The organism is Sphingomonas sp. PP-F2F-A104-K0414, from assembly GCF_004340945.1.
Classification (GTDB): domain Bacteria; phylum Pseudomonadota; class Alphaproteobacteria; order Sphingomonadales; family Sphingomonadaceae; genus Sphingomonas.
In genome coordinates, this window is the sequence record NZ_SLYD01000001.1 from 14516 (window position 1) to 40433 (window position 25918).

General features: G+C 64.8%; 24 protein-coding genes and 1 other annotated feature. Of the genes, 13 read left to right on the forward strand and 11 right to left on the reverse strand.

The features are described from left to right. Positions 1 to 32 precede the first annotated feature (32 nt). Together C8J46_RS00115 and C8J46_RS00120 are read right to left on the reverse strand one after the other, a co-directional pair. Entirely contained in the window at positions 33 to 935 is a 903-nt protein-coding gene (locus C8J46_RS00115) for a DUF481 domain-containing protein (RefSeq protein ID WP_243643137.1), read from the reverse strand. Between the two features lie 52 nt (positions 936 to 987). Continuing rightward, positions 988 to 1470: an RNA pyrophosphohydrolase gene (locus C8J46_RS00120; RefSeq protein ID WP_132733947.1), complete on the reverse strand. Its 483-nt coding sequence runs from the start codon at positions 1468 to 1470 to the stop codon at positions 988 to 990. 74 nt (positions 1471 to 1544) lie between these two features. On the opposite strand from C8J46_RS00120, the gene C8J46_RS00125 reads away from it, so the two are divergent. The 3 genes from C8J46_RS00125 to C8J46_RS00135 all read left to right on the forward strand — a co-directional run bounded on the left by C8J46_RS00125 (position 1545) and on the right by C8J46_RS00135 (position 5296). Further along, a complete protein-coding gene (locus C8J46_RS00125; protein WP_132733949.1) occupies positions 1545 to 2486 on the forward strand; it encodes a histone deacetylase in 942 nt (313 codons plus the stop codon). After that, entirely contained in the window at positions 2483 to 3844 is a 1362-nt protein-coding gene (locus tag C8J46_RS00130; protein ID WP_132733951.1) for a deoxyribodipyrimidine photo-lyase, read from the forward strand. Before C8J46_RS00125 ends, C8J46_RS00130 begins: the two co-directional genes overlap by 4 nt. A gap of 207 nt (positions 3845 to 4051) precedes the next feature. Beyond that, entirely contained in the window at positions 4052 to 5296 is a 1245-nt protein-coding gene (locus tag C8J46_RS00135) for a cyclopropane-fatty-acyl-phospholipid synthase family protein (RefSeq protein WP_132733953.1), read from the forward strand. Between the two features lie 81 nt (positions 5297 to 5377). Here the strand turns inward: C8J46_RS00135 and C8J46_RS00140 are convergent, their stop codons facing one another. Further along, the gene (locus C8J46_RS00140; RefSeq protein ID WP_132733955.1) at positions 5378 to 6088 is read right to left on the reverse strand and encodes an SDR family NAD(P)-dependent oxidoreductase; all 711 of its coding nucleotides are present in this window, start codon (positions 6086 to 6088) and stop codon (positions 5378 to 5380) included. Between the two features lie 16 nt (positions 6089 to 6104). Beyond that, complete coding sequence (gene purF / locus C8J46_RS00145) at positions 6105 to 7562, reverse strand: amidophosphoribosyltransferase (RefSeq protein ID WP_132733957.1); 1458 nt, start codon at positions 7560 to 7562, stop codon at positions 6105 to 6107. A gap of 120 nt (positions 7563 to 7682) precedes the next feature. Between purF and hisI the strand changes: the two genes are divergently transcribed. From hisI to C8J46_RS00165, 4 genes are read left to right on the forward strand one after another with little or no spacing between them, the layout of a single operon-like run. Further along, complete coding sequence (gene hisI, locus C8J46_RS00150) at positions 7683 to 8045, forward strand: phosphoribosyl-AMP cyclohydrolase (RefSeq protein ID WP_132733959.1); 363 nt, start codon at positions 7683 to 7685, stop codon at positions 8043 to 8045. Continuing rightward, positions 8042 to 8527 (forward strand): hypothetical protein, encoded by a 486-nt coding sequence (locus tag C8J46_RS00155; RefSeq protein ID WP_132733961.1) that lies wholly within the window; start codon positions 8042 to 8044, stop codon positions 8525 to 8527. Before hisI ends, C8J46_RS00155 begins: the two co-directional genes overlap by 4 nt. A gap of 32 nt (positions 8528 to 8559) precedes the next feature. Beyond that, positions 8560 to 9012, forward strand: a complete 453-nt coding sequence (locus C8J46_RS00160; RefSeq protein ID WP_056049049.1) for a MerR family DNA-binding transcriptional regulator — start codon at positions 8560 to 8562, stop codon at positions 9010 to 9012. Between the two features lie 3 nt (positions 9013 to 9015). Then, positions 9016 to 10818 carry an acyl-CoA dehydrogenase C-terminal domain-containing protein gene (locus tag C8J46_RS00165; protein ID WP_132733963.1) on the forward strand — a complete coding sequence of 601 codons (1803 nt, stop codon included), beginning with the start codon at positions 9016 to 9018 and terminating at the stop codon, positions 10816 to 10818. Positions 10819 to 10890: 72 nt separating this feature from the next. Here the strand turns inward: C8J46_RS00165 and C8J46_RS00170 are convergent, their stop codons facing one another. The 3 genes from C8J46_RS00170 to C8J46_RS00180 are packed head-to-tail and all read right to left on the reverse strand — an operon-like array spanning position 10891 to position 14482. After that, positions 10891 to 12216, reverse strand: coding sequence for a cell wall hydrolase (locus tag C8J46_RS00170; RefSeq protein WP_243643138.1), 1326 nt, complete (start codon positions 12214 to 12216; stop codon positions 10891 to 10893). Then, positions 12213 to 13133, reverse strand: a complete 921-nt coding sequence (cysK, locus tag C8J46_RS00175) for a cysteine synthase A (protein ID WP_132733965.1) — start codon at positions 13131 to 13133, stop codon at positions 12213 to 12215. Before cysK ends, C8J46_RS00170 begins: the two co-directional genes overlap by 4 nt. Then, entirely contained in the window at positions 13130 to 14482 is a 1353-nt protein-coding gene (locus tag C8J46_RS00180; protein ID WP_132733967.1) for an MFS transporter, read from the reverse strand. Before C8J46_RS00180 ends, cysK begins: the two co-directional genes overlap by 4 nt. Positions 14483 to 15002: 520 nt before the next feature. Between C8J46_RS00180 and pdhA the strand changes: the two genes are divergently transcribed. After that, positions 15003 to 16010, forward strand: coding sequence for a pyruvate dehydrogenase (acetyl-transferring) E1 component subunit alpha (gene pdhA, locus C8J46_RS00185; protein WP_107955681.1), 1008 nt, complete (start codon positions 15003 to 15005; stop codon positions 16008 to 16010). After that, positions 16010 to 17437, forward strand: a complete 1428-nt coding sequence (locus C8J46_RS00190) for a pyruvate dehydrogenase complex E1 component subunit beta (protein ID WP_132733968.1) — start codon at positions 16010 to 16012, stop codon at positions 17435 to 17437. The genes pdhA and C8J46_RS00190 overlap by 1 nt, the downstream gene beginning before the upstream one ends. Positions 17438 to 17482: 45 nt before the next feature. Here C8J46_RS00190 and C8J46_RS00195 read toward each other — a convergent pair whose 3' ends face one another. From C8J46_RS00195 to C8J46_RS00205, 3 genes are read right to left on the reverse strand one after another with little or no spacing between them, the layout of a single operon-like run. Continuing rightward, positions 17483 to 18226: a histidine kinase gene (locus C8J46_RS00195; RefSeq protein ID WP_243643139.1), complete on the reverse strand. Its 744-nt coding sequence runs from the start codon at positions 18224 to 18226 to the stop codon at positions 17483 to 17485. Then, positions 18223 to 18837 carry a TadE/TadG family type IV pilus assembly protein gene (locus C8J46_RS00200; RefSeq protein ID WP_132735224.1) on the reverse strand — a complete coding sequence of 205 codons (615 nt, stop codon included), beginning with the start codon at positions 18835 to 18837 and terminating at the stop codon, positions 18223 to 18225. Before C8J46_RS00200 ends, C8J46_RS00195 begins: the two co-directional genes overlap by 4 nt. Then, positions 18834 to 20831, reverse strand: a complete 1998-nt coding sequence (locus C8J46_RS00205; protein WP_132733970.1) for a TadE/TadG family type IV pilus assembly protein — start codon at positions 20829 to 20831, stop codon at positions 18834 to 18836. The genes C8J46_RS00200 and C8J46_RS00205 overlap by 4 nt, the downstream gene beginning before the upstream one ends. Positions 20832 to 20987: 156 nt before the next feature. Here C8J46_RS00205 and C8J46_RS00210 point away from each other — a divergent pair, with 156 nt between their 5' ends. Both C8J46_RS00210 and C8J46_RS00215 read left to right on the forward strand, forming a co-directional pair. Then, entirely contained in the window at positions 20988 to 21644 is a 657-nt protein-coding gene (locus tag C8J46_RS00210) for a squalene/phytoene synthase family protein (protein WP_132733972.1), read from the forward strand. Positions 21645 to 21717: 73 nt separating this feature from the next. Continuing rightward, positions 21718 to 22188 (forward strand): EF-hand domain-containing protein, encoded by a 471-nt coding sequence (locus C8J46_RS00215; protein ID WP_132733974.1) that lies wholly within the window; start codon positions 21718 to 21720, stop codon positions 22186 to 22188. Here C8J46_RS00215 and trmFO read toward each other — a convergent pair. Further along, complete coding sequence (trmFO, locus tag C8J46_RS00220; protein ID WP_132735226.1) at positions 22124 to 23491, reverse strand: methylenetetrahydrofolate--tRNA-(uracil(54)-C(5))-methyltransferase (FADH(2)-oxidizing) TrmFO; 1368 nt, start codon at positions 23489 to 23491, stop codon at positions 22124 to 22126. The genes C8J46_RS00215 and trmFO overlap by 65 nt on opposite strands. Positions 23492 to 23564: 73 nt before the next feature. On the opposite strand from trmFO, the gene C8J46_RS00225 reads away from it, so the two are divergent. Both C8J46_RS00225 and C8J46_RS00230 read left to right on the forward strand, forming a co-directional pair. Next, the gene (locus C8J46_RS00225) at positions 23565 to 24008 is read left to right on the forward strand and encodes a DUF488 domain-containing protein (RefSeq protein WP_132733976.1); all 444 of its coding nucleotides are present in this window, start codon (positions 23565 to 23567) and stop codon (positions 24006 to 24008) included. A gap of 259 nt (positions 24009 to 24267) precedes the next feature. Continuing rightward, positions 24268 to 24323 (forward strand) — a sequence feature (sul1 is cis-regulatory element that is thought to sense ions involved in sulfur or methionine metabolism; They are found in Alphaproteobacteria). Between the two features lie 68 nt (positions 24324 to 24391). Beyond that, positions 24392 to 25870, forward strand: a complete 1479-nt coding sequence (locus C8J46_RS00230) for a SulP family inorganic anion transporter (protein ID WP_132733978.1) — start codon at positions 24392 to 24394, stop codon at positions 25868 to 25870. Positions 25871 to 25918 lie beyond the last annotated feature (48 nt).

The window sequence follows — 25918 nt, forward strand, 5'->3', positions numbered from 1 at the left end:
CCTAGCGAAACCGGCCGGGAGAGGGAACAGCGTCAGAAGCTGTAGACGAGCGACGCGCGGCTGGTGGTGTCGGTCGAGACCGATCCGACCGGCGGCTCGCTTTCATACTGGACGCTGTACGACAGCGCGGCGGACAGCGGCCCGATCAGTTTGGCGTTGAGCGAGGTCGTGCCGCTGAGCGTGCTGTTGTAGCGCTGGACATAGGCCGACGCGACCTGGCTGACCGACAGCCCGCTGAGAATGCGGATGCTGAAGTTGGCGGTGCCACGCGCGGCGATGCTGCTCTGTACGGTATTGTCGGTAAACTCGGTATCACGATACGCCGGCCCAAGTTCAAGATCGAGCTTGGTGCCCGCAGTCTTGATGACGCTGTAACCGGCGCCGACCGAGGTCGAATATCGGTTGAAATAGCCGAGGAACCGATCGCTCTCATATTGCGCGACGCCGTACACATAGGCACGGTCGTCGATCTTGTAGTTGGGTTCGTACGAAGCGAGGTAGTGCTCGCGCGTCGTTATGTTGAGGTTCGATTGATAATCGGCTTGCGCATGAAACTTATGCCGCCAGCGCAGGCCTTCGCGGTTGAGATCGAGCACCGCGGTGCCGCCGGCGGTGTCGGAATTGCCGGTAGTCAGATAGCCGCCAATTTCCGCCTTGCCGCTCCACAGATCGAGAAAGCTGGCCTGACGGATGACCTGCGTGCGTTGAGCCGCGCGGTCGGCCTTCCACTTTTCGGCGATCGCGAGCACCGCGTCGCCACTAAGAGGGTCGGCGGCGCGCGCGTATTTGGCGATCGTGTTGACGTCGGCCTCGTTGCCCGCCTCCAGCGCCGCGTCGAGCATCGCGCGGATCGTTTCCGGAATCATCACCGATTGCGGATCGGGCGCGTTGGCGAGCAACAGCGGGGCGAAGATGAGGCATGTTAAGCGGCGCACGCTGGATTCCGTAACGGCAGCGCAACGCGATGGGAACTGCGGACCGATGCGGTTATGCGCCGAGATGTGGCGCGAAGGCGGCGAGTACCTGTTCGTAGAGCGCAGTCTTGAACGGCACGACCAGCCGCGGCAGGTCGGCGGGATCGCTCCAGCGCCAGACGCGGAACTCCTGATGCTCGGTGGCGATGTCGATGTCCGCGTCGGTGCCGTTGAACCGATACAGGAACCAGCGCTGCGCCTGGCCGCGCCATTTCCCCTTCCACACCTTGCCGAGCAGTTCGGGCGGGAGGTCGTAGACGAATTCACCCGGCGCTTCCGCAATCAGCGCGACTTTGTCAGGCATGACGCCGGTTTCCTCGCCGAGCTCGCGGAGAGCGGCGGCTTCGGCGTCCTCGCCTGGGTCGATCCCGCCCTGCGGCATCTGCCAAGCCTCGGAGGGCGAATCGTTGCGCTGGCCGACGAAGACCTTGCCGTCGGCGTTGACGAGCATAACGCCGGCGCAGGGGCGGTAGGGAAGGGTCGAGTAATCGGTCACGAAAATCTCCGGAACGCAGGCGCTTGTGCGGCGAACCGCTTGGGGCTCGGGCAGCGCGCTCCTACCTACGGAGCATGATCCATGTCGTCCACCATCCCGACTATGTCACGCCAGCGCCGACGCGCTCGACCTATCGCTGGAACAAGAACGGGCTGATCCGCGACCTGCTTCTCGACAAGGGCGATGCGGTGACGTGGCATCGAGCCGAGACGACGCCGACCGCGTGGCTCGAGGCGGTGCATGACGAGGATTACGTCGCCGAGGTGCTTGGGGCGCAGGTGCCCAAGGAGAAGGAGCGGCGGATCGGGTTTCCGGTGACGGCGGCGGTGGCATCGCGTGCCGCAATCGTCCCGCAAGGGACGTGGCTGGCGGCGTGTCTCGCGCTGGAGCACGGGTTTGCGGCAAATACGGCGGGCGGGAGTCATCATGCGCTGGCGAATACCGGCGCTGGATTTTGCGTGTTCAACGATCTGGCGGTGGCGGCGGCGCGGTTGATCGACGAGCGTCGCGTGGCGCGCGTGCTGGTGGTCGATTGCGACGTGCATCAGGGCGACGGGACTGCGGCGCTGCTGGCGGGACGGCCTGAAATCGCCACCTATTCGATCCATGCAGAGAAGAATTTTCCGGTGCGCAAGGCGCGGTCGACGGTCGACGTGCCGCTGCCCGACAAGGTCGGCGACGAAGTCTATTTGGCGACCTTGGAGTCGACCCTGGTGCCGCTGCTCGATGAATTCCGGCCTGAGCTGATCCTCTATCAGGCGGGGGTCGATCCGTTCGAGGGCGATCGGCTCGGCCGGCTGTCGCTCACGCTGGACGGGCTGGCGCAGCGCGAGCGGCTGGTCGCTGGTCTCGCGATCGATCGCGGCATGCCGCTCGCGAGTACGGTCGGCGGCGGCTATGGTGACGATGCGCTGGCGATCGCCGAGCGGCACGTCGCGTCGATCCTGACGCTGGGCGAAACTTTTGCCGCCGCGGGTGACGCCGGACTGCGGGTTGGTGCATTGAACGCGCGATGACGACACCTTCTTTGCTCTGGCTGCGCCAGGACCTCCGCCTTCACGATCACCCCGCGCTGATCGCCGCCGCGCATGCCGGGCCGGTGATCCCGGTCTATGTCCTCGACGACGACGCGCCGGGGAAATGGAAGATCGGCGGCGCGCAGCGGTGGTGGCTGCACCACACGCTCGACGCGTTCGCCAAGTCGCTAGCGGACAAGGGGTCGAAGCTGATCCTCCGGCGCGGGGACGCGGTCGAGGTGCTGACGGCGCTGATGGACGAAACCGGCGCCGGGCAGGTGCATGCGATTCGCCATTACGAGCCGTGGTGGCGCAAAGCCGAGGCTGCGCTCGGCGATCGGCTGTGCCTGCATGACGGCAACCATCTTGCCCGCGTCGAGGATGTGAAGACGGGGTCGGGCGGGCAGTTCAAGGTGTATTCCTCGTTCTGGAAGGCGCTCAACCAGATGATGCCGCCGGGCGACCCCGAGCCTGCGCCGCGGACGATCCCGGCGCCGTCGAAGTGGCCGAAGAGCGAGACGCTGGCGGAGTGGGATCTGCTGCCGACCAAGCCGGACTGGTCGACGGGGTTCGGCGACTGGACGCCGGGCGAGGCTCAGGCGTTGAAGAACGCGAAGGCGATGGCGCCGATCGTCGAGGCCTATGACGTCGATCGCAACATGCCGTCCATCGAGGGCACCTCGCGCCTTTCCCCGCATCTCCATTTCGGAGAGATTTCGCCGCGTGCGGTGTGGCATGCGGTCGATGGCCACGGCGACGCGACGACGTTCCGCAAGGAACTGGCGTGGCGGGATTTCACCGATGGCGTCGTGCTGACGATGCCGGATTACGGCGATACGAACGGGCGACCGAAGTTCGACAAGCTGCCGTGGCGGTCCGGCAAGGAGGCCGAAGCGGACCTGAAGGCCTGGCAGGAGGGCAAGACCGGCTATCCGATCGTCGATGCCGGAATGCGCCAGCTTTGGGCGACCGGCTGGATGCACAACCGCGTGCGGATGATCACGGCGAGTTTCCTGGTGAAGCATTTGCTCATCGACTGGCGCGAGGGGGAGCGCTGGTTCTGGGACTGTCTGGTCGATGCGGACTACGGGAATAATTCGGTGAACTGGCAATGGGTCGCCGGGACCGGGGTGGATTCGAACATGTTCGGGCGGATCATGGCGCCGCTGACGCAGTCGGAGAAGTTCGATGCGGGGGACTATATTCGCGAATGGGTGCCGGAACTGGCGAAGGTAACTGGCGACGCGATTCATGATCCGGAGGAGTCCGGCTGTCGGCCAAAAGCGTACCCGGCGAAGATCGTCGGCCACCGCGAAGGCCGTGAGCGCGCGCTCGAAGCCGGGCGGCACGCGCGCTAGGGTCGCATCTTCTCCCCTCCCTGGAAGGGAGGGGTTGGGGGTGGGTCGGGTTCCGCTCGGTCGACCGTCAGTGGCTCGAACCCGCCAACCCACCCCCGGCCCCTCCCTTCCAGGGAGGGGAGTGCGTTGTGGCCTTGATTACGTTCCAGCCGTTTCCGCGCCGACACCTCTTTCCTAGCCGCCGCCCCTGTTGCATGGAGCGCCGCGATGACTGCCGTTCCTGCTTTCGATGATGTGCCCACCGCCCAGGTTTCCCCGGTTGCGCGCATCGTCGCGCCGGTGTTCCACCGTCTGCTCGATCGGATCGACGCGGGGCTTGAGAGCGGCGGGATCGATGCGAGCCTGCCCGACGGCACACGGCGGCTGATTGGCGGACGTGCGCTGGGGCCTTTGCCGGTAGTGACAGTGCATCGCTGGCGCGCGTTGGTGCGGCTCGCGACGGCAGGATCGGTCGGTTGGTACGAGGGCTGGGCGGCAGGCGACTGGTCGAGCCCCGATCCGGTGCCGCTGTTCGACCTGTTCATGCGCAACCGGCGCTCGCTCGGGAGCTCGGCACGGTCGGGCGGCGTGGTGCGGCTGGCAGCGCGCGCGTGGCACCGGATGCGGCGTAACGACCCGACTGGCTCGCGCAAGAACATCGCCGCGCATTACGACCTCGGCAACGACTTCTACGAGACGTGGCTCGACCGGAGCCTGACCTATTCGAGCGCGATCTTCGCCGAGCCGTTCGACGATGCCGAACCGCATGAGGCGGCGCAGGCGACCAAGTTGCGCGCGATCCTCGACCGGACCGGCGCGCGGGCGGGTGATACGATCCTGGAGATCGGCTGCGGTTGGGGATCGTTCGCCGAGATGGCGGCGCGCGCGGGGGTCGGCGTGCACGCGCTGACGCTGTCGACTGAGCAGAAGCGGCAGGTCGACGAGCGGATCACGGCAGCGGGCCTCGACGGTGTCCGCGTTGCACTGACCGATTACCGTGACGTCACCGGTACCTATGATGCGGTGGCGAGCATCGAGATGGTCGAGGCGGTCGGCGAGGAATACTGGCCGGTGTACCTCGGCGCGATCGGGCGTGCGTTGAAGCCGGGAGGGCGGGCGGCGTTGCAGTATATCTCGATCGACGATGCGATCTTCGAGTCCTATTCGCGGAGTGTCGACTTCATCCAGCGCTACGTGTTTCCGGGCGGGATGCTGTTGTCGGAGCCGCGGTTTCGCGCGTTGGCGGAGGCGCGGGGGCTCGTGTGGGAGGACCGGCGTGGGTTCGGGCTGCATTATGCCGAGACGTTGCGGCGGTGGCGCGTTGCGTTCGATGCCGCGGTTGCGGAAGGGCGGTTGCCGGCGCGGTTCGATGCGCGGTTCGTGGCGTTGTGGCGCTACTATCTGATGTATTGCGAGGGCGGGTTCCTCGGCGGTGGGATCGACGTCGCGCAGGTTACGCTGGTGAAGCGGTAACGCTTTCCTGCGTACGCAGGAATCCAGGGTAGCGGGCGGTGGCGATTGTGACCCTGGGCTCCTGCGTTCGCAGGAGAACGGTTAGGCGACCCGCTCGAAGTGACCAGCTTCGAAGCCTTCGATCGCCAGCGCGACGATGCGGTCGGCCACTACTGTTGGTTCCTTGACCGAGTTCGGATCCTCGCCTGGATACGCCCGCGCCCGCATCTTGGTCCGCGTCGCGCCGGGATCAACGATCGCGGTGCGGATCGCGCTGATCTCGGCCATCTCGTCGCCGTACGCGCCGAGCAGCGTTTCGAACGCAGCCTTCGAGGCACCATAAAGGCCCCAGTACGCGCGAGGCTTGCGGCCCACGCTGGACGTTACGCCGATCACGCGAGCCGACTTGGCCTTCTTCAGCATCGTGTCGAACGCAGCGATCATGGCAGCCTGCGCGCTGACGTTGAGTGTCAGGACTTGCGCCATTTCCTTCGGATCGATCGCCGGCACCGACGACAGCGAGCCGAGCATGCCCGCATTGAGCACCAGAATGTCGAGCGCATCCCAGCGATGGCCAATCGCCGTCGCCAGCCGCGCGATGGCTTCGCTTTCGGCCAGATCGAGCGGAGCGATCGTCGCTGAACCGCCGGCCGCGTGGATTGTCGCCTCGACCTCTTCGAGACCGCCGGGCGTTCGCGCCGTCAGAACGACATGCGCGCCCTTTGCCGCGAGTGCGATCGCAGTCGCAGCGCCGATGCCGCGGCTGGCACCGGTGACCAGCGCCAGCCGGCCTTCGAGAGGCTTGTCCGTCATAATCGCTCCGGGATGATCAGATGACGCGTTCGGCGAGCATCGCGAACTGGTCGACTTCAGAACCTTCGTCATGGTCGGTCAGCGTCGTCGGGTAATCCCCGGTGAAGCACGCATCGCAATATTTCGGACGGACATCCGCGCGCTTCGCCTCGCCGAGTGCCTTGTAGAGCCCATCGATCGAGATGAAATTGAGACTGTCGGCGTGGATGAAGCCGGTCATGCCGCCCAGATCGAGCTTGGCCGCGAGCAGCTTCTCGCGCTCGGGCGTGTCGACGCCGTAGAAGCACGAGTGCCGCGTCGGCGGGCTGGCAATCCGCATATGGACTTCGGCAGCGCCTGCCTCGCGCATCATTTCGACGATCTTGAGCGAGGTCGTGCCGCGAACGATCGAATCGTCGACGAGGATGACCCGCTTGCCCTTGATCAGCGCGCGGTTGGCGTTGTGCTTGAGCTTCACGCCGAGGTGGCGGACCTTGTCGCCCGGCGAGATGAACGTGCGGCCGACATAGTGCGAGCGGATGATGCCGAGCTCGAACGGGATGCCCGATTGCTGCGCATAGCCGATCGCCGCGGGGGTGCCCGAATCGGGGACCGGAATGACGAGGTCGGCATCGACCGGCGATTCGATCGCGAGCTGCGCGCCGATCGCTTTGCGCACCGAATAGATCGAGTGATCGTCGACGATCGAGTCGGGGCGCGAGAAATACACCCATTCGAAGATGCACGGCCGCGCCGCCATCAGTGCGAACGGACGGATCGATCGGATCTCGGAGCCCTGGACGATGACCAGCTCGCCCGGCTCGATCGCGCGGACGAAGGTGGCACCGACGACGTCGAGCGCGACCGTCTCCGAGGCGAAGATCACCGCGTCGCCGAGCTTGCCCATGACAAGGGGGCGGATGCCGAGTGGATCGCGGCAGGCGATCATGCCCTCGGGCGTCATCACGATCAGCGAATACGCGCCTTCGATCTGCTTGAGCGCATCGATGAAGCGGTCGAGCAGCGTGCGGTAGTTCGACGTCGCGACGAGGTGAATGATCGTCTCGGTATCGCTGGTCGACTGGAAGATCGAACCGCGGCGAACGAGCTCGCGACGCAGGCGCATCGCATTGGAAATGTTGCCGTTATGCGCGATCGCGAAGCCGCCGGTCGACAGCTCTGCGTAAAGAGGCTGGACGTTGCGCAGCGCGGTCTCGCCCGTCGTCGAATAGCGGACATGGCCGCAGGCGACGGTGCCCGGCAGCGACCGGATCACGTCGTCGCGGTCGAAGTTCCCGGCGACGTGGCCCATGGCGCGGTGCGTATGGAAATGCGCGCCGTCGAAGGTCGTGATGCCGGCGGCTTCCTGGCCACGGTGCTGCAACGCGTGCAGCCCCAGCGCCACGAGTGCGGCCGCGCCATCGGTGGCCGAAACGCCAAACACCCCGCATTCTTCGCGGAGTTTGTCGTCATCATAAGGGTTTGTCGTCAGCATGCCGGTTCTCACGTCGTGCGGAAGCTGCCCTATACGAGCGGATCGCCGGCTTGTCGCCTGTTTGTAATAACATTGCGCGCCGCTGGTCGCATCGGGCCGGGTTTCGGGTATATCCAGGGCATGACACACAGCCGCGACACGGGCCTGACGCTTGATCCGAAATTCGATTCCGCCGGGCTCCTGACCGCGGTCGTCACCGATCGCGTATCGGGCGACGTTCTGATGGTCGCGCACATGAATGCCGAGGCGCTAGCCAAGACGCAGGCGACCGGCGAAGCGCATTTCTGGTCGCGGAGCCGGGAAAAGCTCTGGAAGAAGGGCGAGACGTCGGGGAACGTGCTGCGTGTTGCCGAGCTACGGATCGATTGCGATCAGGACGCGGTGTGGGTGATCGCCGATGCGGCGGGGCCGGCGTGCCATACCGGCGAGCGCACCTGCTTCTTCCGGCGGATCGAGGGAGGCAGGCTGGTGCCGGCCGAATGAAGCGCGTGCTGCTGCTCGCGCTCATGCTCGGCGCGTGTGGACGGGAGCCGGCGACTGCTGTGGCTGACAGCGCGGGGGCTCGGCTCGAGGCTGCGGCCGAGACGGCGGGGATCGTGCCCGACCCGAATGCGCCACTGCAAGGATCATGGGCGCGCGATACGGACCGGGTCTGCGTGGTCGGCATCGGAAAAACCGCCCGGATCGGCGTCAGTATCGACTATGGCGAGGATCAGGCGTGCGCCGCGTCGGGAGCCGTCGAGCGGTCGGGCGATGCGCTGAAACTCGCGTTCGGTACCTGCAAGTTCGACGCGCGCTTCGACGGTGACCGGATCGTGTTTCCCGCCGAAGTCCCCGAAGCCTGCGAGTCTCTCTGCACCGGCCGCGCCTCGCTCGCTGCACTGACCGTCGACCGGCTCAGCGAGTCGCGATCGGAGGCTGCAACGCTACGATCGACGAAGGGAAAGTTGCTCTGCGGCAATTGACGTTGACGTAAACGAGAGTTATTTCTCCGGGGATGGCGACACAAGCATCCCCTCGATTGCAGGCGACCCCGCAATCCTACGCGGTGATCGAGCCGCGGCATGATCGCGAGAGCTTCACGATCTCCGATCTTTCCGCCGAATTCGACGTCACCGCGCGGGCGTTGCGGTTCTACGAGGACGAGGGGCTGATCGCGCCCGAGCGCCGCGGGACCCAGCGCATCTATTCGCACCGCGACCGCGCGCGTCTCGCCTGGATCCTGCGCGGCAAGCGCGTCGGGTTCAGCCTCGGCGAGATCCGCGAGATGATCGACCTCTACGATCTTGGCGATGGTCGGCGTGCGCAGCGGCAGGTCGTGATCGAGCGCAGCCAGGCGCGGATCGCGCTGTTGACCGCACAGAAGCGCGATATCGATCTCGCCATCGACGAACTCACCAGTTTCGTGGCCCTCCTCGAAGTGAGCCGCGCCCAGGACAACCAAGGATAAACCATGCCCCAGTATACGCCCCCCGTCCGCGACACGCGTTTCGTCCTCGAGCATGTCGTCGGCCTCGATCGCTACAATAACCTTCCGGGCTTCGATGCGGCCTCGCCCGACGTCGTCGACGCGGTGCTCGAAGAAGGCGGCAAATTCGTCGCCGAGGTGCTGTTCCCGCTCAACCTGTCGGGCGACCAGCAGGGTTGCACGCGGCATGAGGACGGCTCGGTGACGACGCCGGACGGCTTCAAGGAAGCGTATAAGCAGTATGTCGAGAGCGGCTGGGCGACGCTCGGCAACCAGCCCGAATATGGCGGGCAGGGCATGCCGCACGTCGTGTCGACCGCGTTCCAGGAATACATGATCTCGTCGAACATGGCGTTCGCGATGTACCCCGGCCTGACGCACGGCGCGATCGCCGCGCTGATCGCCAAGGGCTCGGATGCGCAGAAGGCGATGTACGTGCCGAAGATGGTGTCGGGCGAATGGGGCGGGACGATGAACCTGACCGAGCCGCAGTGCGGCACCGATCTGGGCCTGATCCGCACCAAGGCCGAGCCGCAGGCGGACGGTTCGTACGCCATCACCGGCACGAAGATCTTCATCTCGTCGGGCGAGCATGACCTGACAGAGAACATCATCCATCTCGTGCTGGCCAAGACGCCGGGCGCGCCGGACAGCTCGAAGGGCATCTCGCTGTTCGTGGTACCGAAGTTTCTCGTCGAGGAAGACGGTTCGCTGGGCGCACGCAACGGCGTCACGTGCGGCTCGATCGAGCACAAGATGGGAATTCACGCAAATTCGACCTGCGTGATGAACTATGATTCGGCGACCGGCTGGCTCGTCGGCGAGGAGATGAAGGGCCTCGCCGCGATGTTCATCATGATGAACGCCGCGCGCTTGGGCGTCGGCCTCCAGGGTCTCGGCGTGGCGGAAGTCGCGTACCAGAATGCCGTCCAGTACGCGCAGGACCGCCGCCAGGGTCGCGCGCTGACCGGGCCGAAGGAGCCGCAGGAGAAGGCGGACACGCTGTTCGTGCATCCCGACATCCGCCGCATGCTGATGGAGGGCAAGTCGCTGACCGAGGGCCTGCGCGCGCTGATCCTGTGGACCGCGCTCCAGGCCGATCTCGAGCATCATGCCGAAACCGAGGAAGAACGGCAGATTGCCGGTGACATGATCTCGCTGCTGACCCCGGTCATCAAGGGCTATGGCACCGACATGGGCTATGCGATCGCGACCAACGCGCAGCAGGTTTACGGCGGTCACGGCTACATCGCCGAATGGGGCATGGAGCAGTATGTCCGCGATGCACGGATCGCGATGATCTACGAGGGCACCAACGGCGTCCAGGCGATGGATCTGGTCGGGCGCAAGCTCGCGCAGAATGGCGGGCGCGGAATCCAGGCGTTCTTCAAGCTGGTGGCGGACGACGTTGCTGCGGCGAAGGCCGATCCGGCGACGGCATCGTTCGCCGAGGCGCTGGAGAAGACGAACGGCCAGCTCCAGGCGGCGACGATGTGGTTCATGGCCAATGGCATGAAGAACCCCGAGAACGTGGGTGCCGGCGCGGTCAGCTACATGCACCTGATGGGCATCGTCGCGGTCGGCACGATGTGGCTGCGGATGGCGGTCGCGGCGACCAAGCTTAAGGCGGCGGGCGAGGGCGAGGCTGCGTTCCTCGAGGCCAAGCTCGTAACCGCGCGCTTCTATGCCGAGCGGATCCTGCCGGATGCGGGCGCATTGCGTCGCAAGATCGAGGGTGGGGCTGAGTCGCTGATGGCGCTGCCGCCCGAGATGTTCATGGCGGCTTGATCGGAGACGGGGCGGATCGCCAAAGCTATCCGCCCCGTATGCTTCCCTCTGACGGGGAGCGATGCGTTGGCGCTATTTTGTAACCGTGGCGGCTGCAGAAGACGATGTTTGCGTTGGCGATGACGACGCTGCAGCGCTCGATTTTTGCCGAACACCGCTGAGTTCTCCCGCCGCTGCGGCTGCGTTCGGTGCGACTGGAGAAGACTGCGGTACTGCAGTCATCGTCGCCCGTGTCACGATGCATTGCGTCGGGTCCGCACGCTTGAACTGGCGACAGTTCCAGAGCGAACGTTCATAATTGCTCCCCCGATCGCGCATGTAGCTAAAGCTCAATGCGGCCATTTGCGCGAGGTCCAGCGGGATCGACGTCGCTGTCTTTGTGGCGTCCGTCCAGGCCATGAAGCGGCAGAATGGTTTATCGCCGCAGGCTTGGGTTGCGAGTGCGACGAGGCCATCGGCCGTTTGATTGCGCGGCAATGTAACGAGAACCGTATCACCGTCGACTGCGCTCGCCGTGACCGAAGCTTCCGCCTCCGTCCCTGCAGCGAACCCCATTGCGACCGATGCTTCAGCCAAGGCCGCATTGGCCTCGACGAGTGCAGCGCCAATTTTGTGCGCATCGGAGAGCGCGGCAAGCTGCGTGATCACGGGCTCGATGGTTTCGGGGTGACGGCCGAATGCTGAGGGCGTCCCCCACCAGCCGGACCAGCGGAAGAACAGGTGCGTGTTGACCGCGGTGATCTTGTCGAGGCTCGACTGCCAGTATGGCACGACCCAGTCGGTATGATAGTGGGTAGCATAGCCGACCTGCTTGAACACCGCGCCGTTAAGCGCCGCCGCGGCGACCTCGCGCGCACGCCGCCAAGCGTCATCAGTCGGGTGCCAGCGGGTTAGCGCGCCATCGCAACTGAAGCTGAATTGACAACCGGTTGAACGGTCCTGGCCCTCGAATACGACGCCGCATACCGTCTTGGGGAAAGCCGGGTGGCGCAGGCGGTTCAGCACGACCTGAGCGACCGCGCGTTCACCCAGCGTATCATCCCCGGCCTCGTAGAGGGTGCCCGCCGCCATGCAGTCGGTGGCGCGTGCCAGATCCTCTGCACCGCCAGCGAAGAGGAACGGCCGCGCGGCGGGGTTGGGCGCGGTCGAGAACGGCACGGTCGCATTGAACGCGCGTGCATCGTCGGGCGTCAGGTCGACGAACTTTACCGGTTCGACCTGAGGCACTTCGGCTTGCGGCACGACCCGCCCCGGCGGCAGTTTAACCCGCTTCGACACGTGGACGATCGTCGGCGCGTTGGCGACCACGAGCGCGGGCCCAAGGATCGCTAGCGCGGAAATTCCGACGATAGTGGCGCGCAGCACCGTCGTGCCGCGCGGGGATAGAGGCTTTGTCACTGTTCGGGCAGGAAGTCCGGGACCGACAGATAGCGCTCGCCGGTGTCGTAGTTGAACCCGAGAACCCGAACGTTGTCAGGCAGATCGGGGAGCTTCTGAAGGATCGCCGCGAGCGTTGCGCCCGAGCTGATGCCGACCAGCATGCCTTCTTCGGTCGCCGAGCGGCGCGCCATGTCCTTGGCCACCGCGGCATCGACCTCGATCACGCCGTCGAGCGCCTGGGTGTGGAGGTTGACCGGGATGAAGCCGGCGCCGATGCCCTGGATCGGGTGCGGGCCGGGCTGGCCGCCAGCGATGACCGGCGAGGCGGCGGGCTCGACCGCGTAGACTTTGAGCGACGGCCATTCCTTCTTCAGCGCCTCGGCGACGCCGGTGATGTGGCCGCCGGTGCCGACGCCGGTGATGATCACGTCGATCGGCGTATCGCGGAAGTCGGAAAGGATTTCCTGTGCAGTCGTAGCGACATGCACGGCGATGTTCGCAGGGTTTTCGAACTGCTGCGGCATCCACGAGCCGGGCGTCTGCTCGACGAGTTCCTTCGCACGCTCGATCGCGCCCTTCATGCCCTTCTCGCGCGGAGTCAGGTCGAACGTCGCGCCGTATGCGAGCATCAGGCGGCGCCGTTCGATCGACATGCTCTCGGGCATGACGAGGACGATTTTATATCCCTTCACCGCCGCGACGAGCGCCAGCCCGATGCCGGTGTTGCCGCTGGTCGGCTCGATGATCGTGCCGCCGGGCTGGAGATGGCCGTCCTTCTCGGCTGCCTCGATCATTGCGAGCGCGATGCGGTCCTTGATTGAGCCGCCGGGGTTCGAGCGCTCGGACTTCACCCAGACTTCTGATTCGGGGAACAGCTTCGACAGGCGGACGTGCGGCGTGTTGCCGATCGTATCGAGGATCGAGGTGGCCTTCATGGCTTGGCTTCTCCGTGTTCGGGTTCGGTCTCTAGGATCTCTGGGGGATCAAAGGTTTTCGCGCGGCCAAGTTCCGGGAACAGTCGCGCCCAGCCGATCGTGATCGCAATAGCACCGACGCCGCCGAACACCACCGCGCCGACGGGGCCGAGCAGCGACGCCATCACGCCGCTCTCGAATTCCCCCAGTTCGTTCGACGCGGAGATGGTCAACTGCGACACCGCGCTGACGCGGCCGCGCATCGCGTCGGGGGTGTGGAGCTGGATCAGCGACTGGCGGACATAGACCGAGATCATGTCCGCACCGCCCGCGACGATCAGTGCGACGAGGCTGAGGACGAAGGCGGGCTGGACGGGGATGCCGCCGATCGTGCCGGGCGCGATGCCGAGCAGGTTCACGATCGGCGTGGCGACGCCGAAGGTCAGGATCGCGAGGCCGAACACGACGACGGCCGCGAGCATCTTCACGCCGACGTTGGTGCTCATCGGGCGGACCGAGAACCACACGGCGGTGATCGCCGCACCGATGCCCATACCGGCGGCAAGCACGCCCAGGCCTTGCGAGCCGACGTGGAGGATGTCGCGCGAATAGACCGGGAGCAGCGAGGTCGCGCCGGCGAGCAGCACTGCGAACAGGTCGAGCGTGATGGTCGCGAGGACGAGCCGATTGCGGCGGACATAGGTGAAGCCCTCGATGATCCGGGCGAGGGGGCGATGATCGGTCTGCGCGGCGGGCTGCGGTACGGGGCCGATCAGGAACATGAAGAGCAGCGCGACGACGAACAGGATCGTCGCGACGCCGTACGCGACCTCTGGATGGATCGCGTAGAGGAGGCCACCGACGCTGGGGCCAGCTATGGTGCCGACCTGCCAGGCGATCGAGCTGATCGCGATCGCGGTCGGGAGGACAGCGCGGGGAACGAGGTTGGGGGCCAGCGCGGAATAGGCTGGGCCGGAGAAGGCACGCGCCACGCCGAACGCGACCGCGGCGACGAACAGCACGCCGAGCGTCAGGTGGCCCGTCCAGGTCAGCAACCACAGGGTCGCGGCGGTGAGCACCAGCAGCGCGGTCGTGCCGCGGACGATCCAACGGCGGTCGAAACTGTCCGCGACCAGGCCGGTGATCGGGGTGAGGAGGAACAGCGGCACGAACTGTGCGAACCCGATCATGCCCAGCATGAAGGCGGCCTGGCGGATGTCCATCGTCTCACGGGCGATGTTGTAGACCTGCCACCCGATCACGATCGACATCGCGCTGACGGCTATCGTGCCGGTGAAGCGGGACAGCCAATAGGCGCGGAAATTGGCGATCCGTAAGGGATGCTGGTGGGGGTCTGCGGTGGTGGCCATTGCGGTTGGCTTTAGGCTTGGGTGAACGGGCAGGGCAACCGGAGCTTTGCTTGGGGTGGGGATAGTGGACTGGCCGAGGATGCCCAACCAAAGAAAGCATGTTTCCCCGCGAAGGCGGGGACCCAGACTGGGCTCCCGCCTTCGCGGGAGAACAAGGAAGCGGGAGGTGTCCCGTCTGAGCAACCGGATCGTCACCACCGCTACCCCAGCATATCGGCACCACCCCGGCGAAGGCCGGGGCCCAATTGGGAGACGTCGCCAACTGAGCGATGGGCATCGTTACTGCAGCCTCACCAATTGGACCCCAGCCTTTCGCCGGGGTGGTGGTAGGCTGATCACTAGGGCTCGCGCGACGTACCGTACCCCCATCCCAAGCCCCCAAAACCGACATACCCCAGACGGGAATTGATGTTCCGCCCCGTCCGCGCCTATAGGCTCCCTTAACTCCCCTACGGAAAACGAGGTTTCCCACATCGTGGCCAAGACCCCCCCACCAGCACGCGCAATCGCCGAACCGCCGATTACGAACCGCGAACGACCGGCCGAACCAAAGCCGTACGAAGCGTCGAAGGACGAACTGCTCGAAATGTATCGGCAGATGCTGCTGATCCGCCGTTTTGAGGAAAAAGCGGGCCAGCTCTATGGCTTGGGCCTGATCGGTGGCTTCTGCCATCTGTATATCGGCCAGGAAGCCGTCGCTGTCGGGCTTCAGTCCGCGCTCAACGGCGAGACCGATTCGGTGATCACCGGCTACCGCGATCACGGCCACATGCTCGCCTACGGGATCGACCCGAAGGTGATCATGGCCGAGCTGACCGGGCGCAATTCGGGTATCTCGAAGGGCAAGGGCGGGTCGATGCACATGTTCTCGACCGAGCATAAATTCTACGGCGGCCACGGCATCGTCGGTGCGCAGGTCTCGCTCGGCACCGGCCTCGCGTTCAAGCATAAATACTCGAACGACGGCGGCATCTGCATGGCCTATTTCGGCGACGGCGCCGCGAACCAGGGCCAGGTGTACGAGAGCTTCAACATGGCCGAGCTGTGGAAGCTGCCGATCATCTTCGTGATCGAGAACAACCAGTACGCGATGGGCACGAGCGTCAATCGCGCCTCGGCCGAAGACCAGCTGTATCGCCGCGGCGAGAGCTTCCGCATTCCCGGCATCCAGGTCGACGGCATGGACGTGCTCGCCTGCCGCGGTGCTGCCGAGGAAGCGCTGGCATGGGTCCGCGCAGGCAAGGGTCCGGTCATCCTCGAGATGAAGACGTACCGTTACCGTGGCCATTCGATGTCCGATCCGGCGAAGTACCGCACGCGTGACGAGGTCCAGGCGGTTCGCGACAAGTCGGATCCGATCGATCACATGAAGAAGCTGCTCGATGCGCAGGGCGTGACCGAGGCGGACCTCAAGTCCCTTGAACAGGAAATCAGGAAAATCGTGAACGAAGCCGCCGATTTCGCCGAGCAGACCCCGGAGCCGGATGCTGCCGAGCTCTACACCGACGTTCTGGTGGAGAAGTACTGATGGCGATCGAGATCAAGATGCCCGCGCTCTCCCCGACGATGGAAGAGGGCACACTGGCCAAGTGGCTCGTCAAGGAAGGCGACAGCGTCAAGTCGGGCGACATCCTCGCCGAGATCGAGACCGACAAGGCGACGATGGAGTTCGAGGCGATCGACGAAGGCACGATCGGTTCGATCGCCGTCCCCGAGGGCACCGACAACGTGAAGGTCGGCACCGTCATCGCGACGATCCTCGAAGAGGGCGAGAGCGCGAGCGACGCCAAGCCAACCGAGGCACGCTCCGGCGATGCGGCCAACGCCGCGCCGAAGGAAACGCCATCGGACGACAAGGCACCCCCGGTTCCCGAAGGCGCGTCGCCCGCCAAGGCCGAGAGCGGCACGCAGCAGCTCGTCGCGTCGGCGGAGAAGGTCGGCCTCTCCGACCCGGCGATCCCCGAGGGCACCGAGATGGTCAAGACGACCGTCCGCGAAGCCCTGCGCGACGCGATGGCCGAGGAAATGCGCGAGGACGACCGCGTCTTCGTGATGGGCGAGGAAGTCGCGCAGTATCAGGGCGCGTACAAGGTCACGCAGGGGCTGCTCGACGAGTTCGGCGACCGTCGCGTGATCGACACGCCGATCACCGAATACGGCTTTGCCGGCATCGGCGCAGGCGCGGCGATGGGTGGCCTCCGCCCGATCGTCGAGTTCATGACCTTCAACTTCGCGTTGCAGGCGATCGACCACATCATCAACTCGGCCGCCAAAACCAACTACATGTCGGGCGGCCAGATGCGCTGCCCGATCGTGTTCCGTGGTCCCAACGGTGCGGCGTCGCGTGTGGGTGCTCAGCATTCGCACAACTTCGCGGCGTGGTATGCCAGCGTCCCCGGCCTGATCGTGATCGCGCCGTATGATGCGGCGGATGCGAAGGGCCTGCTGAAAGCAGCGATCCGCACCGAGGATCCGGTCGTGTTCCTCGAGAACGAACTTATGTACGGCCGCAGCTTCGACGTCCCCAAGCTCGACAACCACGTCCTGCCGATCGGCAAGGCGCGGATCGTCCGCGAGGGCAAGGACGTGACGATCGTCAGCTACTCGATCGGCGTCGGCATTTCGCTCGAAGCCGCTGAGAAGCTTGCCGAGGAAGGCATCGACGCGGAGGTCATCGATCTGCGCACGCTGCGCCCGCTCGACACCGAGACGGTGCTGAAGAGCCTCGCCAAGACCAACCGCATGATCATCGTCGAAGAGAATTGGGCAACCTGCTCGATCGCCTCGGAGATCGTGTCGGTGGTGATGGAACACGGCTTCGACGACCTCGACGCCCCGGTGCTACGCGTGACCAACGAAGACGTGCCGATGCCCTACGCGGCCAACCTCGAAAAGCTGATGCTGGTCGATGTCGCGAAGGTCGTGACGGCGGTGAAGAAGGTGACCTACAAGTAATTGATTACGACGGGACTGCGACCATCCGGCCGCGGTCCCGTCCAGTCACGCTGCGTAGATATCGCAGGTGGATTTGCTCGCACCCGGATTGGGATTGTAGATCTGCGTAAAGTCGCGGTTGTCGCGCACGATGAACGACGCGATGTAGTGAAGGCGCCTCGGGCCCGTCATCCAATACGGCGCAATCGGCTGATATTGATAATTGACCTCGACGAACATGACGCCTGAATACAACGGTGCGGTCACCTTCGCTCCAGCGTCACCCATGCCGGCATTAGCGCCCTTGCCGGTACTCACATCGGTACCCTGAGTAGCCGGCTTGTCGTCGGTACCGTCAGTGGCCAACGTCGTGCCGTAAGTCGAATCATACCCGGCGCCCTTCATCAAACCGAAGCAGCGCTGCCAGTGGATGCGCTGCGTCCCCGATGCGTTCTCCAGGCTGGAGACGGTGACCCGTCCATATTTCGACAGGTTGATCCGCCCGCCCTGAATGCGCGAAGCCTGCAGCACGTCGTTCATGTCGACTTCGCGCAACTGCACCGTGGTGAGACTGCTCGCGAGCCCGACCCGCGACGCATTGTCGGCAAGATTGAGTGCGATCTGACTGACGCGAAGATTGGCGAGCGCCAAGTTCGCCGTCTCTACGCCGTAAAGGCCAATGGTCAGCACCAGAGGCAGGCCGAGCGCGAACTCCATGAGCGCCAGACCGCTGCGGTCGGTTCGCAGCCGGGTGACCGCGCGATCCTTACGGGCGGCCGATGCCATCGGCAGAGCGTTCAACCTGCTCACTTGCATTTCCCATTCGGATTGGCGACCGGGACGCGTTGAGAATCATACGGCTGGTTCTTCAGTAACGTGGTTGCCGCGATGCTCATCGTCGATGGCCAGCCCATCAGTCCCGCTACCGGGAACAGGCGCTGGTAGGTGACGGTCATCGTATATTGGGTCACGTCCTCGGCACCGCCCTGACCGGTCAGCCCGGGATCCGCATCCCAGGTGCCGTTACCATTGATGTCGGTGAAGGTTTCGCTGTTGTTGCAGATCTTGTCGCCGTTCTTGTCAGTGAAGTCTTCGGGTTTCATCGACTGGAATGTCGAATAGCTCTTGCGTTTTGCCTCGTAGGTCGCGCCGGGCGCCACCATCTTGACCATCTTCCAGACTTGATCGTCGAACGTCCCCGCGTTTGCTGCGCCGCCCTCGATGGCGGAATCCCGTGCCGCCTTCTGCAGGGCGCCGTCCAGAATCGACTGCGCGTAGATTTGATGCACCAGATCGAACAGCCCCATCAGGAGGATCATCAGGACAGGGATCACCATCGCGAATTCGATGATTGTCGCGCCCCTTCGGTCCGATGCGAGGTTTCGGCTGCGGCGAACGCGGATCTTGGTTTGGCGGATCATTTCGACAACCGTAGCCGGGCAACTTGCTTGGCGATCCTGATGAACGCCGCCGACAGATCCTCGCCGCTCGTGGTGAACAGCGCCTGATCCGCCGTCGTGGCGCACTTCGTCATCTCCGCGGTGGCGCTTGGCGCGATCGATACGGTCCAGACGTCGATCTGCATGTCCTGCGCCTTTGCGCATTCCGCCAGTAATCGAGCATTGTGATAGGCTTTCTGCCGGTCCGTCCCAAGATCGCCGCCGGTTACTCGCCCGTCATAATATTCCATCCCGTACAAGCCATAGCCATAGGGGGAAGGCGACATGTCGCCGTCGGTTAGGAAGATGATCACCTTGTTGGTTGCGCCGCGGCCGGGCCATGGCGCATTGTCATCCGCGAAAATGCCGGACGTCGACATCATTCGAGTACCCCAGATCATCCCGACATCGTGATAGGTCCCGCCCAGAGCCACGAAATCCGCCGCAGAAACATACGCCTGTACTTGCGCCTTGGTCATTGTAGTCAACCGCTGGACGGGCTTGCCGCACGCGACCCATCCTCCCTTCTGCTTGGTTGGCGAGTTCATCTTTTCCCAAAGATTTGCATTGCCGCCATTGTCGTTCACGTTGATCGTGTTGGTGGTAAAGACGTTGGTCGACGAAAACCGCTGATACTCGACGTCCGGCCAGAGCGGACGCCACCGTGTGTCATCGTTGGATGGCACGAGATCGGGATCGAGGTCGGCAGGCAGGTTATCCGTATCGAACGTCATGGCCTTGGCCGTGGTGACGCGTTCCTCGATACAGCCCAGCCACGCCGACGATGCGCCATTGATTTCGGTGGGATCGGTGACGCTGTTCCCGGCGACATAGTTCGTGACGTCCCAGGGATAGGATTGGTACGTCCATACGGCGCTGACGGTCTGCGTGGACGTCGTACACACCTTGAAGACCGTATCCCAATACTGGGTCGCGACCGTGGCGCGCAGAGTGGAGGGGTTGTAGGTGAAAGGTTGACTAGGGGTTGCACTAGGTGTCCGCGTGACCATCGGGTTGGCCGCCGTCGGGCAGAGCTTCTGGCTCGTCGTGTTCGTCGTGATTATCGGAATGCCTTCTTTCCTGTCGGCAGTCACCTTACGGGACTGATAGTCCCATGTCGTCCGCGCGCCCGGGCTGCCGATCATGTAGCCCATCGATTTGGCCTGCACTGCGGCACCCGTATTGACGCTGGAACTGTAGGTCACGAAACCGTAGCGAACATGCGTCGTCGCCTGAATGTTCGAATCCATCGTCGAATAGAAGTCGACCACCGCCTTGCGGAGCGCGGCAATGCGCGATCCGCTTTTTTCGGGAACGGCATAGCCGACCGTCCCGGCATACCCATTGGTCTGGTCCAGACCGTCGTATCCGGAGGCTGCATCGGCCGGCACCCTGGCCGGGCGAGAATAGCTCGTGATGGCGTTATTGTTGACCTGGGTGTTCACATAGGCCGAACAGGTGGCTTCGCTGTCCGACGGCAGGCACGCCATCGATCCGGTTGTATCAAGGACGAATAGGACGTCGGTGTCGGCAACGTCGTAGCGTGCTTCGCAGGTGACGCTGAGCGTGACGTCTGGCGCCATGAACGCCTTCATGATGGTCATCGGCACCACGACCGTCGCGGTGCCGGCGACCCGGTTCTCGGTTGTCTTGACGGGTACGAAATTGACGTTCGACGTGCCCATCCAGCCGGCGCGCAGGTTGTTCGCGAAGAATATCCCTGCTTGGTCGGCCGCGGTTTTCTCCAGCGTCTTGCTCTCGCTGTCGGTCATGAACTTCCGTCCTGCCAGCACACCCGCGTCGCAGGCCTGCTGCATGCGGCTTTTCACGACATACAGCCGTGCCATGTCGATCGCCGAACCGGCAATGGCACATAACGGTATCAAGGCTGCGGCCATGATCGCGAGCGTATTGCCCCGGATGTCGCGGCGCAGGCGTCCCAGAACCGTATTTGCCTTTGCCACTTTACTTCGCATCGTCGATTCCCGTGTCGGCTTGTGATGAGCCCGGTGTGCCATGCGGGATGACCCGGTAAGCTTGGCTCAAGAGAGATGGTAAACAGCGCCGTAACCAACGGGCTTCGGCGCTCGATGCGGCTTCTGTGCGGGGGGTTGCTCCGCTATCGCACCCGAATGACCCGAGACACCGCCACCTTCGCGCTTGCCCTCAGCTACGCCCCGACCGCAATGCGGCCCGGTCTCGCGGCCCTGTTCGCGCTTGATGACCGGTTGGCGGCGATCGTCCGGTCGACGCGCGAGCCGATGGTCGGACAAATGCGGCTGACATGGTGGTACGAGGCGCTTGGACGGCTCGACGAGGCTGCGGCGCCGCAGGAGCCAATGTTGCAGGCGATCGCGCAGGTGGTTCAGCCGCACGGCGTATCGGGCAGTTCGCTCGCGGCGATGACCGATGGCTGGGAAATGCTGCTGCAGGAAGAGCTTACGGACACGGCGATCGCGCTGTTCGCTAAGGATCGGGGCGGGCGGCTGTTCGCAGCAGCCGGAACGATCCTGGGCGTGCATGATCCTCGTATCGCGCTGGCCGGAGAGGGCTGGGCACTCGTCGACTTGGCGCTCGGCATGACGGATCCGCGCGTCGCGGCGCGGGCGCGAAGTCTGGCGAAGGTGCGGTTCCGAGCGGCCTTTACCGGACGATGGCCCCGTCGCGGTCGATCCCTGGGCGCGATGGCGCTGATGGCCCAGTTCGACGCAACAGCGGCCGCCGACGGTGCAATTGCCCCCACCCGACGGATCGCGCGTCTACTGCGGCACAGATTGACCGGATACTGACCAATCGGGTTGGGAACGATCGTCGGGGCGCCTAGCATCCCGCCGGATGACGGGCGGCAGCGGGGGCGGGACGATGTGGCGATACCTGACGGGTGGTGCGGCGGTGATAGGGTTGATCGTCGCGGGGTTCATGCTGTTCAGCGGCAAAGCGAGGCCGGGGCCCATTCTGCCAGCGCAACCCACGTCGCAGATCGGCGGGTCCGCACTCGCTTTAGATCCGCTACCCGACGCCGTGCCCCAAGCCACCGACAAGACCCGCGAGCAGAAGCGCTTCGATCGCTACGACAAGGACCGCGATGCGAAGATCACGCGGGAGGAATACCTCGTCCAGCGGCGCAAGGCTTACGCGCGGCTCGACGTGGACGGCGACGGGAAGCTTTCGTTCGACGAGTGGGCGGTGAAGGCGGCGACCAAATTCGCCGACGCGGATCGTGACAAATCGGGCGCGATGACCGCGCCCGAATTCGCCACGACCGCGGTCAAGCGGAAGGGGCCAGCTCGGGTAAATTGTCCACCGGTTCAGGCTGCTGCCGAGGAGAGTTGAGCCACTCCGCAAACGCCGCGCGGCCGCGATCGGTGTACATCTTCTTGCGATCGGTCTTCTTGGTGCGGCCGGGAATCGGCGGGAACAGGCCGAAGTTCACGTTCATCGGCTGATACGTCTCCGCCTCCGCACCGCCGGTGATGTGGCCGAGCAACGCGCCGAGCGCGGTTGCATACGGTGGCGGCGTCAACGTCTTGCCCGTCAGTTCGGCCGCCGCGAACAACCCTGCGAGCATGCCGATCCCGCAGCTCTCGATATACCCCTCGCACCCGGTGATCTGCCCGGCGAAGCGGATCTTCGGGCGCGACTTCAATCGCAGCGTCTCGTCGAGCAGTTCGGGCGAGCGGATGAAGGTGTTGCGATGCAGCCCGCCCAACCGCGCGAACTCCGCATTCTCGAGACCGGGGATCGTGCGGAATAGACGGACCTGGTCGGCATGCTTCAGCTTGGTTTGGAAGCCGACGATGTTCCACAGCGTGCCTTGCGCATTGTCCTGCCGAAGCTGGACGACGGCGTGCGGCCAGCGACCGGTCTTCGGGTTGTCGAGCCCGACCGGCTTCATCGGACCATAGCGCAGCGTATCGACGCCGCGCTCCGCCATCACCTCGATCGGCATGCAGCCGTCGAAATACGGCGTGTCCTTCTCCCAGTCCTTGAACGGGGTCTTCTCGCCGTCGACCAAGCCCTGGTGGAAGGCGAGATACTGGTCCTTGTCCATTGGGCAGTTGATGTAATCCTTGCCCTCACCCTTGTCCCAGCGCGATGCGAACCAGGCGGTGTCCATGTCGATCGAATCGCGGTGGACGATCGGCGCGAGCGCATCGAAGAAGGCGAGCGCCTCGCGGCCGGTCTCCGCGCCGATGCCTGCCGCCAGCGATGCGGCGGTGAGCGGACCGGTGGCGATGATCGTCGGACCATCCGGGAGTGCGTCGACGCGTTCGCGAACGAGGGTGATGTTCGGATGCTGGTCGATCGCCTCGGTCACGCTGTTCGAGAAATTGTCGCGATCGACCGCGAGCGCGGAGCCCGCGGGGACGCGGTGGATGTCCGCCTGGCGCATGATCAGCGAACCGAGCGTGCGCAGTTCCTGATGAAGCAGGCCAACCGCGTTGCTGTCGGCATCGTCCGAGCGAAAACTGTTCGAGCAGACGAGTTCTGCGAGCCCGTCGGTCTGGTGCGCGGGCGTGCCTTCGCCGCTGCCGCGCATTTCGGAAAGGCGGACCTTGAGGCCCGCTTCTGCGAGTTGCCAGGCGGCTTCGGAACCGGCGAGGCCGCCGCCGATGACGTGAATATCGTGGGTCATTCCGGTCAGATAGCGCGGGACGCGTGTCATGTCAGCGGTTGTCGTGCCAGCGGTGTAATCCCACTTCGCCTTCATGACCCACCCCGCGAAGATCTTCACGATCGGCTACGAAGCCACGACGATGGCCGATTTCCTCAGCACGCTGAAGGCGGCGGGGGTGGAGCGGGTGATCGACGTCCGCGCGCTCCCGTTGTCGCGGCGGCCGGGGTTCTCGAAGACCTCGCTGGCTGCGTCGTTGCGCGAGGTCGATATCGACTATGTGCATCTGAAGGCGCTCGGAACGCCGAAGCGCGGACGTGACGCGGCAAAGAAGGGCGACGTAGCGACGCTTACCGCGGTGTACGATGAGCAACTCGAACTTCCCGAGGCGCAGGCGCAGGCCGCGATCATGCTCGGGCTCGCCGCGGAGAAGCCGAGCGCGCTGCTCTGTTACGAACGCGACCCATGCCATTGCCACCGAACCTTGCTGTTGCAGGCGGTGGGCGAGGGGGCAGAGGTCGTGGATCTTTATACGTAGGCCGGGCTAGCCGCCTCTTCGTAAAACCCCGTCACGCCGCGTTGTCCGTTACCCGCTCTATCCGTCACCCCAGCGAAAGCTGGGGTATCCCTGTTTGGCGTGCGACATCTGCCCCGAGAGATACCCCAGCTTTTGCTGGGGTGACGGCAGGTAGGTGGAGGGGCGCATGCGCGACGTCGCGATCGAGGATTATACCGACGGGGTAATACAGGCCGATTGTTGCCACGCAGCACACTCTCCGCTAACGAACCCCCACTCGCTTGGACCCGGTGCAATTCCGGGTGGCTATTCCGGCCGCCGATCCGCCGGACAACGCACCGACGCTTTTATCACGAACCGCCCGCGCAACCGCCGCGGTTCTCGCGTCCTATGCGGATACACACATGACATCATATTCTCGTTACCGAGCCGAATGGTTCAGCGGCCCCACGGCTGCGCGCCGTGACGTTCTCGCCGGCATGGTCGGCACCTTCGCGCTGATCCCCGAGGTCATCGCCTTCTCGTTCGTTGCCGGCATCGATCCCCAAGTCGGCCTGTTCGCCTCTTTCGTGATCGGCATCGTCATCGCGGTCGCTGGCGGGCGCCCCGCGATGATTTCCGGTGCGGCAGGCTCCGTCGCGCTGGTCGCCGCCGCGCTCGTCCACGCGCACGGCCTGCAATATCTGCTCGTCGCGACGATCCTCGCGGGCGCACTCCAGATCGCCTTCGGGCTCGCCAAGCTCGACATATTGATGCGGTTCGTCTCGAAGTCAGTCCATGCCGGCTTCGTCAACGCGCTCGCCATCCTGATCTTCTCGGCGCAGGTGCCGCAGATGGTCGGCGTCAGCTGGCAGGCGTATGTGATGATCGCCGGCGGCCTCGCACTCATCTACCTCATGCCTCGCATCTCTAGCGCGATCCCGTCGCCGCTGATCTGCATCGTCGTCCTCACCGCGATCGCGATGTGGTTCCCGATGCCGCTGAAGACGGTCGGCGATCTCGGTCGCCTGCCGGATTCGCTGCCGTCGTTCGGGCTGCCGGACGTGCCGCTCACCTGGGACACGCTGCGGATCGTCGCGCCCTATGCGTTCGCGATGGCCGCGGTCGGCCTGCTTGAATCGATGATGACCGCCAGCGTGGTCGACGAACTCACCGAGACCACCAGTTCGAAGGCGCGCGAGTGCACGGGGCTCGGCCTCGCCAACATCGCGGCGGGCGCGTTCGGCGGCATCGCCGGGTGCGGGATGATCGGCCAGACCGTCGGCAATGTCCGCTATGGCGGCACCGGGCGGCTCTCGACGATGGTCGCGGGCGTGTTCCTGCTGATCGTCATGGTCCCGCTGCGGCCATGGGTCGCGCAGGTGCCGGTCGCGGCGCTGGTCGCGATCATGATCATGGTGTCGATCAGCACCTTCTCCTGGGGCTCGCTCCGCGACCTCGCGCGGCACCCGAAGATGTCGAGCGTGGTGATGGTCGCGACCGTCGTCGTCACCGTCGCGACGCACGACCTTTCGCTCGGAGTCGGGGTCGGCGTGCTGCTCAGCGGCGTGTTCTTCGCGTGGAAGGTGACGCGGATGATGGACGTCGCAATCGATCATGACGTGGCAAGCGACACGCGTATCTACCGAGTAAGCGGGCAGATCTTCTTCGCCAGCGCCGACATCTTCGCCGACCGGTTCGACCTGCGCGAGGCGGCCCGCGCTGTCCGTATCGACCTGACCAACGCGCATCTCTGGGACGTCACGGCAGTCGCCGCGCTAGAAGATGTCGTCGGCAAACTGCGTCGCCACGGTCGCGAGGTCGAGGTCATCGGCCTCAACACGGCGAGCGCAACGCTGGTCGATCGCCATGCCCCGCTGATGATGGACCCGATCAAGGGGTAATGCTCGATCTTTGGGGCGGGCGAGAAATACGATGCTGTACGCGCCGCC

Excerpts from the sequence above, each read along its gene's own strand:
- C8J46_RS00125 (WP_132733949.1), top strand. The coding sequence starts at position 1,545 with ATGATCCATGTCGTCCACCATCCCGACTATGTCACGCCAGCGCCGACG.
- C8J46_RS00130 (WP_132733951.1), top strand. The coding sequence starts at position 2,483 with ATGACGACACCTTCTTTGCTCTGGCTGCGCCAGGACCTCCGCCTTCAC.
- C8J46_RS00135 (WP_132733953.1), top strand. The coding sequence starts at position 4,052 with ATGACTGCCGTTCCTGCTTTCGATGATGTGCCCACCGCCCAGGTTTCC.
- C8J46_RS00140 (WP_132733955.1), bottom strand. The coding sequence starts at position 6,088 with ATGACGGACAAGCCTCTCGAAGGCCGGCTGGCGCTGGTCACCGGTGCC.
- purF (WP_132733957.1), bottom strand. The coding sequence starts at position 7,562 with ATGCTGACGACAAACCCTTATGATGACGACAAACTCCGCGAAGAATGC.
- hisI (WP_132733959.1), top strand. The coding sequence starts at position 7,683 with ATGACACACAGCCGCGACACGGGCCTGACGCTTGATCCGAAATTCGAT.
- C8J46_RS00155 (WP_132733961.1), top strand. The coding sequence starts at position 8,042 with ATGAAGCGCGTGCTGCTGCTCGCGCTCATGCTCGGCGCGTGTGGACGG.
- C8J46_RS00160 (WP_056049049.1), top strand. The coding sequence starts at position 8,560 with ATGGCGACACAAGCATCCCCTCGATTGCAGGCGACCCCGCAATCCTAC.
- C8J46_RS00165 (WP_132733963.1), top strand. The coding sequence starts at position 9,016 with ATGCCCCAGTATACGCCCCCCGTCCGCGACACGCGTTTCGTCCTCGAG.
- cysK (WP_132733965.1), bottom strand. The coding sequence starts at position 13,133 with ATGAAGGCCACCTCGATCCTCGATACGATCGGCAACACGCCGCACGTC.
- C8J46_RS00180 (WP_132733967.1), bottom strand. The coding sequence starts at position 14,482 with ATGGCCACCACCGCAGACCCCCACCAGCATCCCTTACGGATCGCCAAT.
- C8J46_RS00190 (WP_132733968.1), top strand. The coding sequence starts at position 16,010 with ATGGCGATCGAGATCAAGATGCCCGCGCTCTCCCCGACGATGGAAGAG.
- C8J46_RS00200 (WP_132735224.1), bottom strand. The coding sequence starts at position 18,837 with ATGATCCGCCAAACCAAGATCCGCGTTCGCCGCAGCCGAAACCTCGCA.
- C8J46_RS00205 (WP_132733970.1), bottom strand. The coding sequence starts at position 20,831 with ATGCGAAGTAAAGTGGCAAAGGCAAATACGGTTCTGGGACGCCTGCGC.
- C8J46_RS00210 (WP_132733972.1), top strand. The coding sequence starts at position 20,988 with ATGACCCGAGACACCGCCACCTTCGCGCTTGCCCTCAGCTACGCCCCG.
- C8J46_RS00215 (WP_132733974.1), top strand. The coding sequence starts at position 21,718 with ATGTGGCGATACCTGACGGGTGGTGCGGCGGTGATAGGGTTGATCGTC.
- trmFO (WP_132735226.1), bottom strand. The coding sequence starts at position 23,491 with ATGACCCACGATATTCACGTCATCGGCGGCGGCCTCGCCGGTTCCGAA.
- C8J46_RS00225 (WP_132733976.1), top strand. The coding sequence starts at position 23,565 with ATGACCCACCCCGCGAAGATCTTCACGATCGGCTACGAAGCCACGACG.
- C8J46_RS00230 (WP_132733978.1), top strand. The coding sequence starts at position 24,392 with ATGACATCATATTCTCGTTACCGAGCCGAATGGTTCAGCGGCCCCACG.